General features: G+C 72.0%; 9 protein-coding genes and 2 pseudogenes. 7 read left to right on the top strand and 4 right to left on the bottom strand.

Features of this window, described 5'->3' with window-relative positions; genetic code table 11:
• Nucleotides 1-218: pseudogene (locus DVH02_RS26215) on the bottom strand (pyridoxal-phosphate dependent enzyme); the annotation flags it as partial.
• A 1-nt stretch (nt 219) separates the two neighbouring features.
• Between DVH02_RS26215 and DVH02_RS26210 the strand changes: the two are divergent.
• A pseudogene (locus DVH02_RS26210) lies at nt 220-804 on the top strand (pyridoxal-phosphate dependent enzyme); the annotation flags it as partial.
• A gap of 171 nt (nt 805-975) precedes the next feature.
• Here DVH02_RS26210 and greA read toward each other — a convergent pair.
• The gene (gene greA, locus DVH02_RS26205; RefSeq protein WP_114626325.1) at nt 976-1,473 is read right to left on the bottom strand and encodes a transcription elongation factor GreA; all 498 of its coding nucleotides are present in this window, start codon (nt 1,471-1,473) and stop codon (nt 976-978) included.
• 233 nt (nt 1,474-1,706) lie between these two features.
• A complete protein-coding gene (locus tag DVH02_RS26200) occupies nt 1,707-2,108 on the bottom strand; it encodes a DUF4307 domain-containing protein (protein WP_114626324.1) in 402 nt (133 codons plus the stop codon).
• Between the two features lie 98 nt (nt 2,109-2,206).
• On the opposite strand from DVH02_RS26200, the gene mca reads away from it, so the two are divergent.
• Both mca and DVH02_RS26190 read left to right on the top strand, forming a co-directional pair.
• The gene (gene mca, locus DVH02_RS26195) at nt 2,207-3,088 is read left to right on the top strand and encodes a mycothiol conjugate amidase Mca (protein ID WP_114626323.1); all 882 of its coding nucleotides are present in this window, start codon (nt 2,207-2,209) and stop codon (nt 3,086-3,088) included.
• A 1-nt stretch (nt 3,089) separates the two neighbouring features.
• On the top strand, nt 3,090-3,329 hold the full coding sequence (locus DVH02_RS26190; protein ID WP_114626322.1) for a hypothetical protein: 240 nt from the start codon (nt 3,090-3,092) through the stop codon (nt 3,327-3,329).
• Nucleotides 3,330-3,435: 106 nt separating this feature from the next.
• Here the strand turns inward: DVH02_RS26190 and DVH02_RS26185 are convergent, their stop codons facing one another.
• Entirely contained in the window at nt 3,436-6,675 is a 3,240-nt protein-coding gene (locus DVH02_RS26185) for a tetratricopeptide repeat protein (RefSeq protein WP_114626321.1), read from the bottom strand.
• A gap of 251 nt (nt 6,676-6,926) precedes the next feature.
• Between DVH02_RS26185 and DVH02_RS26180 the strand changes: the two genes are divergently transcribed.
• The 4 genes from DVH02_RS26180 to DVH02_RS26165 form a co-directional block, all read left to right on the top strand.
• Nucleotides 6,927-8,999 carry a thioredoxin domain-containing protein gene (locus DVH02_RS26180; RefSeq protein ID WP_114626320.1) on the top strand — a complete coding sequence of 691 codons (2,073 nt, stop codon included), beginning with the start codon at nt 6,927-6,929 and terminating at the stop codon, nt 8,997-8,999.
• Nucleotides 9,000-9,341: 342 nt separating this feature from the next.
• Nucleotides 9,342-10,595: a glycosyltransferase gene (locus DVH02_RS26175; RefSeq protein ID WP_114626319.1), complete on the top strand. Its 1,254-nt coding sequence runs from the start codon at nt 9,342-9,344 to the stop codon at nt 10,593-10,595.
• Nucleotides 10,592-12,403: an ArnT family glycosyltransferase gene (locus DVH02_RS26170; protein ID WP_114626318.1), complete on the top strand. Its 1,812-nt coding sequence runs from the start codon at nt 10,592-10,594 to the stop codon at nt 12,401-12,403. Before DVH02_RS26175 ends, DVH02_RS26170 begins: the two co-directional genes overlap by 4 nt.
• On the top strand, nt 12,400-12,838 hold a 439-nt coding region (locus DVH02_RS26165), incomplete at its 3' end, for a glycosyltransferase (protein WP_233518470.1). The genes DVH02_RS26170 and DVH02_RS26165, both read left to right, overlap by 4 nt.

Below are 12,838 nucleotides of genomic sequence, written 5' to 3'. Positions count from 1 at the left end.
ACGACCGGGCCGCCGAACGCCCCGGGATCGCTCAGCAGCGCCGCCACCGGGCTGGCCCCCGCGGGCTCCACCACCATCTTCGCCCGTTCCAGACAGAGCAGCAGCGCGCTGGACAGCTCGTCCTCGGAGACCGTGACCACGTCGTCCACCAGCTCCTGGACGAGCTGGAACGGAATGTCCCCCGGGCGGCCCACCTTGATGCCGTCCGCCATCGTCTGCGCCGCCGCGTATCCGCCCTCGCTGCGCGCGGGCCGCCCGATGGCGGTGGAGACGGCGCAGACGATGGCGGACGGCATCAAGGTGGGCCGCCCGGGGGACATTCCGTTCCAGCTCGTCCAGGAGCTGGTGGACGACGTGGTCACGGTCTCCGAGGACGAGCTGTCCAGCGCGCTGCTGCTCTGTCTGGAACGGGCGAAGATGGTGGTGGAGCCCGCGGGGGCCAGCCCGGTGGCGGCGCTGCTGAGCGATCCCGGGGCGTTCGGCGGCCCGGTCGTCGCCGTGCTGTCGGGCGGCAACGTCGACCCCGTACTGATGCAGCGCATCCTGCGGCACGGTATGGCCGCCGCAGGCCGCTATCTGAGCCTGCGGCTACGGGTCACCGACCGGCCGGGCGCGCTCGCGACGATGCTCGGGGTGCTGTCGGTGGCCGACGCCAATGTGCTGGACGTGAGCCATGTGCGGACGGATCCGCGGCTCGGCCTGACGGAGGCGGATGTCGAGGTGCACCTGGAGACGAAAGGCCCGGCGCACTGCACGGAGGTCGCGGCGGCGCTGCGGGCCGCCGGATACACGATTCTGGGCTGAGGCGCGAAGCCCCGGCACGCGGAAGGACCGACACCACGACCGGCGGACACTGTCCCGTCGGCCGGTGATCCCGGCCCCTCTCAGCCGCTTCCGCTGCTGCCGCGTCTGCTAGCGCCTCTCGTTCGGATCGTGCCGGGCTCGCGAGCCCTGGCATGATCCAAACGAAAGACCCTAGCCCTGGTAAGGCGTGGCGGCGAGGATCTTCACGGCGGCCTTCTTGCCGTTCGGCAGCTCGTACTCCGCGTTGTCGCCGACCTTCTTGCCGTTCACACCGCTGCCCAGCGGGGACTGCGGCGAGTAGGTCTCGATGTCCGAGCTGGCGTACTCGCGCGATGCCAGCAGGAAGTTCAGGGTGTCGTCCTCGTCACCGTCGAAGGCGATGGTGACGACCATGCCGGGCTCGACGACGCCGTCGTCCGCCGGGGCCTCGCCCACCTTGGCGCTCTGGAGCAGCTGCGTGAGCTGGCGCACGCGCAGCTCCTGCTTGCCCTGCTCCTCCTTGGCCGCGTGGTACCCGCCGTTCTCCTTCAGGTCACCCTCATCACGGGCCGCCGAGATCTTCACAGCGATCTCCGTGCGGGCGGGACCAGACAGGTAGTCCAGCTCGGCCTTGAGCTGGTTGTACGCCTCCTGGGTGAGCCAGGTGACGTTCTCGCTGGTCTGGGTCACAGGTGCTCCTCGTAGGTACCGGGAATACAAAGCAACGCCCTACCCAAAGGATGTGCCTTCTCGGGTGGACGAAACCACGAGCCTAACAATTTCGTGGCGCGAGGGGGAGGACAATTGCCGTCAGAAAAGCGTTGACGCAGGTCAGCGCCGATGTGTACGGCGGGGCGCTGTGCGGGTACGCGCCGTGGCCGTACCGCCGTACCGCCGTACCCCGCCCGCGACCGGGCCGGACCTCAGTCCGTCGTGCAGCCCACCAGCTCGGTGCTCGTGGCGCTCTCCGTCGTACGGATCGTGACGACCGTGTCGATCCTGGTCCCGCCCGCCTCGAAGCGGACGTCCTTGCGGCCCACCTCGGCGCCGCTCTCCGCGAGGGAGCGCAACGTACAGCTTCCGGTGGCGTCCCGGTCCTTGCGGACCTCAAGGTGCGCCTCGACCCGGCTGTCGGAAATCCGCTTGAACTTGATCAGCTCGCCGGAGACACTCCGGTCGACCACGTAGTGGTAGCCGAACCAGGCGACGAGAGCGACCAGGAGGGCGCCGAGCACCGCGCCCAGACGCCGCAGCCGTCGGTCCGCGTGCTCGTCCGCAGAGCGGCCGTAGCGGCCCTGGGGGAGATCCTCGCGCACCGCGGCCATGGTCGGTTCCTTTCGGATTCAAACAGCCGGAATTTCCGCCCCCCGATATCCGTCACTATAGAAGCCGACCGATGCGACACATCACTGAGGACCGAGTCTTGACTGACCAGCTGCGACTGATGGCCGTCCATGCCCACCCCGACGACGAGTCGAGCAAGGGCGCGGCCACCATGGCCAAGTACGTGTCCGAGGGGGTGGACGTGCTGGTCGTGACCTGCACCGGAGGCGAGCGCGGCTCCATCCTGAACCCCAAGCTCCAGGGCGACGCCTATATCGAGGCGAACATCCACGAGGTGCGCAGGAAAGAGATGGACGAGGCGCGCGAGATCCTCGGCGTCGGCCAGGAATGGCTGGGGTACGTGGACTCCGGGCTGCCGGAGGGCGATCCGCTGCCGCCGCTGCCCGAGGGCTGCTTCGCGCTGGAGGACGTCGACGAGGCGGCCGGCCGGCTCGTCCGGTCGATCCGTTCGTTCCGGCCGCAGGTGATCACCACCTACGACGAGAACGGCGGATACCCGCACCCCGACCACATCATGACCCACAAGATCTCCATGGTGGCCTTCGAAGGCGCCGCGGACGCCGTGAAGTACCCCGAGGACGAGTTCGGGCCCGTCTGGCAGCCCATGAAGCTCTACTACAACCAGGGCTTCAACCGGCCGCGCACGGTCGCGCTGCACGAGGCGCTGCTGGCGCGCGGGCTGGAGTCCCCGTACGGCGACTGGCTGAAGCGGTGGGACGAGTTCCAGCGCGCCGAGCGGACGCTCACCACGTACATCCCGTGCGACGAGTTCTTCGAGATCCGGGACAAGGCGCTGATCGCGCACGCCACCCAGATCGACCCCGAAGGCGGCTGGTTCCGTATCCCGCTCGACCTCCAGCGGGAGATCTGGCCGACGGAGGAGTACGAGCTGGCGAAGGCGCTCGTCGGTACCTCCCTCCCCGAGAGCGACCTCTTCGCGGGCATCCGCGACAATGCCTGATATGTATGCGACCCAGGCGATGACGCACGTGGTTCCTCTTGCCCAGGACCTCGACCAGAACAAGGTGACGCCCGGCGTGCTCGGGTTCATCGTGTTCGCCGTGATGGCGGGCGGTGTGTGGATGCTGATGAAGTCCATGAACCGCCACATGAACATGGTCAACTTCGAGGAGCGGCCGGAGCCGGGCGAAAAGGCGGAGCCGACCCCGGCGGCGACGGCCGCCGAGCCGCGCGGCGAGTAGCCGACCGCGCGCGTCACGTCACGCTCCCCGGACCCCACGCCCGCGGGCGACGGGCGGTCCGGGGAGCGGTCGCGCGCGTCACGCGGGGGTGGCCTCCACCCGCGCGTCACGCGGGGGTGACCTCCACCGGTACGCCCATCACCTCGCGGGCGTTGCGGTTCGGCACCATCCCCAGGTTCCACGCCTGCCAGCCGTCCTCCAGCCGCACCCCGCGGCCCAGCATCACCGTGAAGGCCGACGCGGACTCCGCGAGCTTGCCGTCGCGCGCCGGGTGCGTCGCGGCGATCAGCTCCCGCAGCTCCTGTTCCGCGACGACCGAGCCGACCTCTGTGCCGCCCGCCGAGGCGTACGGCAGCAGCGTGCAGCGCAGGAAGCGCGCCCAGTCGCCGCCGCGGCGGTCGCCGTACGAGTCGAAGAGCGCGGCCGACTCCTCGCACAGCCGCAGCGCCTGCGCGGGCCGGTTGTTGCCCGCGTCGACGACGGCCAGCTCCAGACAGGTCCACGCCTCGCCGTGGGCCACGCCGATGCGGTGGAAGTCCGCGCGCGCGTCGACCAGCAGCTGACGGGCGAAGCCCGAGTTGCGCAGATTGCCGGTCTGCGCGGCCCGCTGGTCGCGGGTGACGCGCCCCGAATGATGCCGGGCGCACGCCAGCCCGTACACGTCGCGCATCCGCGAGAACATCGTGCGCGCCCGCTCCAGCTCCCGTACCGCCTGGTCGCGCTCGCCGCCCTCCTCCAGCGCCTGTCCCAGGTAGTACAGCGTCCACGCCTCGCCGCGCGCGTCCTCGTTCTCGCGGTGCCTGGCCAGCGCCTCGCGCAGCTGGTCCACCGCCTCGCCCGGCTCGCCCTCCACCAGCCGCGCGCGGGCCAGCTGCGTCGTCGCCCACGCCTCGCCGCGCCCGTCGTGCGTCCGGCCGTACAGGTCGAGCCCCGCGCGCAGCTCGCCCTCGGCGCGTGCCGTGTCGCCCATGCGCAGGAACAGCTGCCCCAGCTGGTAGTGCGACCACGCCTCACCGTGCACCGACTCGCTCTCCCGGTGCAGGCCCAGCGCCGTCGTCAGCAGCGTGAGCGCCTCCTCGACCCGGCCCCGGTCCCGCTCGACCGCCGCCAGGGCGTGCAGGGTCCAGCCGCGGTCCCCGGCCAGTGACGGCTGGTCCTGCAGCGCCAGCGCCTCGCGGAGCCTCGCCGACGCCTCGGTCAGATTGCCCTGGTGGTGCAGGGTGATCCCCAGCGAACACAGCGCGCGCGCCGCCCCCGCGTCGTGCTGCGCCTCCCGGTAGAGGCTCACGACCGAGGTCAGCGTCGTGCGCGCCTTGTCCAGCTCGCCGAGCTGCCGGGCCGCGATGCCCGTACGCCACTGCACCGAACGCACCAGCAGACCCTGGTCGATGGCCTGCGTCAGCTCGTTGATCTCACCGAGCCGGTAGAGGTCGCCGCGCAGCAGGCAGTAGTCGCACAGCGCGCCCAGCAGATTGAGCACGGCCTCCTGGTCGACGCCCTCCGCGTACCGCAGGGTGGCCGTGATGAAGCTCGACTCGTCGTCCAGCCAGCGCAGCGCCGCGTCCAGCGAGGTGAAGCCGTGGCCGCCCGCCGCGCTCCTGAAGAGATCCGCGCGCGTGGAGGTCTTCCCATCGACCAGCCGGATCACCGAGTCGGCCAGCTCGCCGTAGTTGCGGATCAGCCGCTCCTGCGCCGCCGTGCGCTCCTCCGCGGGCTCCTCCTCGCGCAGCCGCGCGTGCACGAAGGTACGGACGACGTCGTGCAGCCGGTAACGGCTGCCGCGCACATGGTCGATCAGCCCGGCCCGCGACAGCGCGGACAGCAGCCGCCCGGCCTCCTGCTCGTCCGTCGCCAGCAGCGCGGCGGCCGCGGCGGCGCCGAGCGAGGCGCGGCCGGCCAGCGCGAGCCGCCGCAGCAGCCTGCGGGCCTGGTCGTTCTGGTCGGTGTAGCGCAGCCACAGGGCCCGCTCGACCGGCTCGACCGGACCGTACGCGGACAGGTCGGCGGCCAGCTGGAGTTCGGTGCGCCCGCCGAGCGAGGAGCCCGCGATGCGCAGCGCGAGCGGCAGCCCGCCGCACAGTTCGCGCACGCTGTCGGCGGACTGGAAGTCGTAGGGACCGGCCGCCTCCCTGGCGGCGTCGCCCGCGGCGATCCGCAGCAGCTCCTCGGAGCCCGCGCCGTCCAGCGCCTCCACCGGCAGCTGGTGCACCCAGGCCGGCACATCGGCGGCCAGCTCCAGCGGGGAGCGCGCCGTCACCAGCACCAGGCTGTCCGAGCGCTCCGGCACCAGCGTCCTCACCTGCTCGGGGTCGGAGGCGTCGTCCAGCACCACCGTCACCGGAAGGCCCGTCAGATGCTGGTGGTACAGCTCGCTCAGCCGCCGCACCTGCTGCGCGGGCGAGGAGCCCTCGCGGAACAGCAGCTGCTCGCGCGGCGCGCCCAGCCGGTTCAGAAGATGCAGCAGCGCGTCCCGGGTCGACAGCGGCGGCTCCAGGGTGCCGCCGCCGCGCAGATCGACCACGCACGCCCCGCGGAACTGGTCCTTGAGCTGGTGCGCCGCGCGGACGGCCAGCTCGGTGCGGCCGGAGCCGGGCGCGCCGTGCAGCACCACCACCGTCGGCTTCGTCTCCGTCGACGCGCGCGCCGCGTGCACCCACTGCGCGATCTGCGCCATCTCCGCGCGGCGCCCCGCGAACGGCCCGTCGGGCTCCGGCAGATGGCCGAAGGACTGCTCCAGCACGGTACGGCGGCGGGCCGCCGCGCTGCGGTCGCCGCCGCGCAACTGCGGTACGACCACGGACTTCTTGGCGGTGCGCTGCGTCGCGGAGACCAGCACCCGCTGCTGCTCAAGGAACGGGCGGATGCCCCGTACCTCCAGCGCCGTCAGCCACTGGAGCCTCAACTGCTCCGTGCCGCCCGGCTGTCCCGCCGCTCCCGCTCTGCGGTGCGCGGCCGGCCAGTGCGCGGCGGTCACCTTGGCGACGGTCGTCGCCGCCCCGGCCACGGCGACGGCGGCCCCGGCGCCGAGCGCGATCCCGGCCGCTGTCCCGAACGCGACATCGGCGCCGACGGCGGCGAGGGCGGCGACGGACGTCACCAGCGCGGGCGTTCCGATGGCCTGTTTGCTGAACCGCTGCGACAGCGGCGGACGCTCGGCCGTGTCCGCGTCGAGCGCCCGTACGTACGCGGTGTACTCCTCGTCGACGCCCGCCGCCATCGCGTCCAGCGCGCCGCGCCCGCGGGACAGCAGTGCGTTCCCCTCGCTCCGCCCGCCGGAGCGCCGGACTTCTTCCTCCACGGCGCGCACCAACAGCCTCTCGGCCTCGGCCCGGTGGCTTTCCCGCATCTGCGTCCCCCTCCGAGAGCATGAGTGAGAGCACATTGTCCTGCGTCCGGGGCGTGAGCGCGAGTGCGGCCGGTACGACAAGTCACGCCCGGACACGACTGAACAGCGTGGAGCCCTCGCCCGGCCGAGAAGGTGAAGGGCGCGCCGTCCAGTGCCCAGACGTTCCCTCCGCCGCGCCGCCCTCGCCCCGTGGCCGCGCCCGGCTGCGCCGCGGGCGGGCACCGCGGCCCTCGTGAGCGAGGATGGGTTCCATGGCGAACCGACTGGCCCATGAGACCTCCCCGTACCTCCTCCAGCACGCGACCAACCCCGTCGACTGGTGGCCCTGGTCGCCCGAGGCGTTCGCCGAGGCCCGGCGGCGGGACGTGCCGGTGCTGCTGAGCGTCGGGTACAGCAGTTGCCACTGGTGCCATGTGATGGCGAGCGAGAGCTTCGAGGACCTCACCACCGCCAAGTATCTGAACGCGCACTTCGTCAGCGTCAAGGTCGACCGCGAGGAGCGGCCCGACGTCGACGCCGTGTACATGGAGGCCGTGCAGGCGGCGACCGGGCAGGGCGGCTGGCCCATGACGGTGTTTCTGACGCCGGACGCGGAGCCGTTCTACTTCGGTACGTACTTCCCGCCCGCGCCCCGGCACGGCATGGCGTCCTTCACGCAGGTGCTGGAGGGGGTCAGCGCCGCCTGGACCGACCGGCGCGAGGAGGTCACCGAGGTGGGGGCCCGCATCGTGACGGAGCTGGCCGGGCGGTCGCTCGCGCACGGCGGGGACGGGGTGCCGGGGGAGGGGGAGATGACGCAGGCGCTGCTGGGGCTGACGCGGGAGTACGACGCGGGGCACGGCGGGTTCGGCGGGGCGCCGAAGTTCCCGCCGTCCATGGTCGTCGAGTTCCTGCTGCGCCACCACGCCCGTACCGGCTCCGAGGGCGCGCTCCAGATGGCGGCGCACACGTGCGAGGCGATGGCGCGCGGCGGGATCTACGACCAGCTGGGCGGCGGCTTCGCCCGCTACGCGGTCGACCGGGAGTGGGTCGTGCCGCACTTCGAGAAGATGCTGTACGACAACGCTCTGCTGTGCCGGGTGTACGCGCATCTGTGGCGTGCCACCGGCTCCGATCTCGCCCGTCGGATCGCGCTGGAGACCGCCGACTTCCTGGTACGCGAACTGCGCACGCCCGAGGGCGGGTTCGCCTCCGCGCTCGACGCCGACAGCGACGACGGCAGCGGCGGGCACGCCGAGGGCGCCTTCTACGTCTGGACGCCGGAGCGGCTGCGCGAGGTGCTGGGGGAGGCGGACGCCGAGTTCGCCGGCCAGTACTACGGGGTGACGCGGGAGGGCACGTTCGAGGAGGGCGCCTCCGTGCTGCAACTGCCCGTCGGGGAGGGGCTGGTGGATGCGGAGCGCGTCGAGTCCGTACGGGCCCGGCTGTTCGCCGCGCGCGAGGAGCGCCCGCGCCCCGGCCGGGACGACAAGGTCGTGGCCGCCTGGAACGGCCTGGCGATCGCCGCGCTGGCCGAGACCGGCGCCTACTTCGACCGGCCCGATCTGGTGGAGCGGGCCACGGAGGCCGCCGATCTGCTCGTACGGGTGCACCTGGACGACGCGGCGCGTCTCTGCCGTACCTCGAAGGACGGCAGGGCCGGGGCGAACGCGGGGGTCCTGGAGGACTACGGCGATGTCGCGGAGGGGTTCCTCGCGCTCGCGGCCGTCACCGGCGAGGGCGCGTGGCTGGAATTCGCCGGGTTCCTGCTGGACATTGTGCTCGACAAATTCGTGGCCGAGAGCGGGGGAGCGCTGTTCGATACGGCCGACGACGCCGAACAGTTGATCCGGCGTCCGCAGGATCCGATGGACAACGCGACCCCGTCCGGCTGGACCGCCGCCGCCGGAGCGCTCCTCTCGTACGCCGCGCACACCGGCTCCGAGGCGCACCGGAGCGCCGCGGAAGGCGCCCTCGGCGTGGTGAAGGCGCTCGGACCGCGCGCGCCGCGCTTCATCGGCTGGGGGCTCGCGGTCGCCGAGGCGCTGCTCGACGGTCCGCGCGAGATCGCCGTCGTGGGCCCGGCGGGCGACGCGCGTACGGCGGAACTGCACCGTACGGCGCTGCTCGCCACCGCGCCCGGCGCGGTGGTCGCGGCCGGTGTGCCGGGCGGGGCGCCGGGGGGCGCGCCGGGCGAGGGGTCCGGCGGCGACGAGTTCCCGTTGCTGACGGGCCGTCCGCTGGTCGACGGCGCCGCCGCCGCCTACGTCTGCCGACGTTTCGTCTGTTCCGCACCGACGACCGAAGTAAGCGAACTAAAAGACGAGTTGCACGTGTTCGAGTAGAAGGTGGCCTGTTTCCGACCGGGCGGGAATCAGCCTGAAACGTGGCATTCACCCAATCAGCCCTGCGCCCGTCACAGGTCCCCCTTATTGTCTTCACCGGACGCCCAACGGCGCACCGGCGGCGAGCCGCGCGCACCGGAGGGAACGCAGGACCGGCCGGGGGCAGCACGGGACCGGTCGGGGGGAGACGGGGCCGGGGGAGAGCGGCCCCAGGGGGAAGCAGGACCCAGGGGGAAGCAGGACCAAGGGGAAATCAGTACCAGGGGGTACGGCGGGTGAGCCGGCGGCCAGGGGGGCCCTGCCGCGGTCCACCCGACCCCCCGGACGGCCGAGGGGGGCCACTTGTTCACGTCCGTGCTCATCGCCGCCATTTCGCTGGCGCTCTTCTGGATGGCCGCGTTCACGCTCTGGTGGCAGATGCACGCCTGGCGTACACCGGAGACGCTGGCCGCCACCAGATTCGACCCGCCCGACGGCGGACGGGAAGGCTCGTTCTCGCTGCTCCTGCCCGCCCGGCACGAACAGGCCGTACTGGAACACACCATCGAACGGCTGCTGGAATCCAGCCACAGCAGATTCGAGATCATCGTCATCGTCGGCCACGACGACCCGGAGACCACCGAGGTCGCCGAGCGGGCGGCGGCCCGCGATCCGCGCCGCGTCAGGGTCGTGGTCGACACGCACGAGGCCAAGAACAAACCCAAGGCGCTCAACACCGCGCTGCCGCACTGCACGGGCGACATCGTCGGCGTCTTCGACGCGGAGGACCAGGTCCATCCCGCACTGCTCACCCATGTCGACCACGCCTTCCGCTCCACCGGCGCCGACGTGGTCCAGGGCGGCGTCCAGCTGATCAACTTCCACTCCAGCTGGTACAGCCTGCGCAACTGCCTGGAGTACTTCTTCTGGTTCCGCAGCAGACTCCATCTGCACGCGCAGAAAGGCTTCATCCCGCTCGGCGGCAACACCGTCTTCGTACGGACCGATGTGCTGCGCGAGGCCGGCGGCTGGGACCAGAACTGCCTGGCCGAGGACTGCGACCTGGGCGTACGGCTCTCCAGCGTCGGCAAGAAGGTCGTCGTCGCCTACGACTCCGACATGGTGACCCGCGAGGAGACCCCGGACACCCTGATGTCCCTGCTCAAGCAGCGGACCCGGTGGAGCCAGGGCTTCCTCCAGGTCTACCGCAAGAACGACTGGCGCCAACTGCGCACGCCGGGACAGCGGTTGCTCGCGCGCTACACCCTGATGACACCGTTCCTCCAGGCGTTCACCGGCGTGGTCATTCCGCTGAACGTGTGCGTCGCCCTGTTCCTCGACGTACCGGTCGCGATCGCGTTCGTGACCTTTCTGCCGCTGCTCGCCGCCCTGGTCACCTTCGTCTTCGAACTCGTCGGACTCCATGACTTCGGCCGGCAGTACGGACTCCGCGTCCGCCTCTCGCACTACCTCAAGCTCATCGTCGGCGGCCCCTTCTACCAGGTGCTTCTCGCCGGAGCGGCCATCCGCGCCGTCTGGCGCGAGCACCGGGGGCGCAACGACTGGGAGCTGACCAGCCATGTCGGCGCGCATCTCCGAGAGGACGTCCCCGCGTGACCTCCACCCTTCCCGCGGTGCCGCCGGACCAGCACAGACCGGCCGTACCCGCGCAGCGGAGCCATGCCCCCGCCCGGAAGCCGGGCACGGCGGCGGACAGCGGCCTCGACCCGGACCAGGGCGGTCCCGGCACCGGCCGGACCGCCGGGCAGCCCGTCGCCCGGCCCGTCGTACGCTTCCGCCGCTCCCGCTCCGACCTGATCCTCTGCGGCGTCCTCCTCGTCGCGATCCTCGTCGTCCAGGGCTGGAACATCCAGCACTACCCGACCCTCAGCGACGACGAGGGCACCTACCTCGCGCAGGCGTGGGCCGTCCAGGAGGGCAAGGGGCTCGCCCACTACACGTACTGGTACGACCATCCGCCGCTCGGCTGGCTCCAGATCGCCTTCCTGACCTGGCTGCCCTCGCTCCTGTCGCCCGACTCGATGACCGTCGCCACCATGCGGGCCGCGATGCTGCTGGTCAGCGCCGCCAGCGCGGTCCTCCTCTACGTACTGGCGCGCCGTCTGTGGCTGCCGCGCTGGGCCGCCGGGCTCGCGATGGCCCTCTTCGGGCTCTCCCCGCTCTCCGTCGTGCTCCAGCGGGAGATCTTCCTCGACAACATCGCGGTGATGTGGACGCTGCTCGCGTTCTGCCTCGCGGCGTCGCCGAGCAGGCATCTGTGGCACCACTTCGCGGCCGGAGTGGCCGCCGCGGTCGGGGTGCTCACCAAGGAGACGATGCTCGTCGTCCTGCCCGCGCTGCTGGTCACGATGTGGCGGCACAGCCATCGTGACACCCGCAAGTTCGCACTGACCGGCGCGGTGACGGCCTGTGCGCTGATCGGCCTCTCGTATCCGCTGTTCGCCCTGCTCAAGGGCGAGTTGCTGCCCGGCGGCGGCCATGTCTCGCTCTGGGACGGTGTGACGTACCAGATGAGCCGCCCCGGCTCCGGTTTCGTCCTCGATCCGGGCAGCGGATCGTACGGGGTGCTCCAGTCCTGGCTGTACTACGACCGGATCCTGCCGCTCGGCGGGATCGCGGCGGCCCTGCTGCTGGTCGCGACGCTGCGCTGGTCGGTCACCGCGCGGGCGCTGGCCGGGCCCGCGCTCGCGGTGGTGATCCTCACCGCGGTGGCGCTGCGCCCCGGCGGCTATCTGCCCGCGATGTACATCATCCAGGGGCTGCCGTTCCTGGCGCTGGTGCTGGCGGGCGGCGCGGCGTCCGTCACCCACGCCGTGCTGCGCAAGGGGCGCGGGACCGGGGAGAGCCGGAAACGGGCCGGCGTACGGTGGACGGCCCTGGTCGCGCTGGCCGCGTCGGCGGCGGTGCTCGTCGTACCGCGCTGGTACGACGGCAACCACACGGCGCTGACCGTCGACGACAACGCGTCGTACCGCGCGGCGGCCTCCTGGATGGCGCGCGAGGTGGCGGATCCGGCCGCGGCGCGGGTGCTGGTGGACGACGCGCTCTGGCTCGACCTCGTCCACGCCGGATACGAGCCGGGGCTCGGCGCCATCTGGTTCTACAAGGCCGACCTCGACCCGGCCGTCACCACGACCATGCCGGACGGCTGGCGCGACCTGGACTACGTCGTCGCCTCGCCGACCGTACGGCGCGACGCGCGCGATCTGCCCAACGTGCGGGCCGCGCTGGACCATTCGACCGCGGTCGCGGTCTTCGGCGACGGCGAGGACCGGATCGAGATCCGGCGGATCACGGGCAGCGACGCGCGTGCGGGCGGCGAACGGAGTGCGGGCAGCGACGCGCCTGCGGGCAGCGAGCGGAGTACGGGCAGCGAGCGGATCGCGGGAGGCGACGCGCGATGAGCATTCTTCCCCCCATCGGGGCCGACGGGCACGGTACCCACGGCGAGCACGGCGAGCACGGCGAGCGCGGCAGGCGCGGCAAGCGCGGCAAAGGAGCACCGGTGACCGGACAGGACCTGGAGACGGCGGCGCTCGCCGAGCCCGGAGCCGTCACCGTCATCATCCCGACCTTCAACGAGGCGGGAAACATAAGGGAGTTGCTCCGCCAGCTGACCGACGCGGTACCGGCCAGGCTGCCCTGCGAGGTCCTCTTCGTGGACGACTCCACGGACGACACCCCGGCCGTCATCGCCTCCGCCGCGCAGGACTGCCCCTTCCCCGTCAACGTGATCCACCGCGACGCGCCGGAGGGCGGCCTCGGCGGCGCCGTCGTCGAGGGGCTCAAGGCCGCGGGGTCCGACTGGATCGTCGTCATGGACGCCGACCTCCAGCACC

Origin of the sequence: Streptomyces corynorhini, assembly GCF_003346515.1 — a bacterium.
Lineage (GTDB): Bacteria > Actinomycetota > Actinomycetes > Streptomycetales > Streptomycetaceae > Streptomyces > Streptomyces corynorhini.
This window is presented reverse-complemented; position numbering and strand designations above follow the sequence as displayed.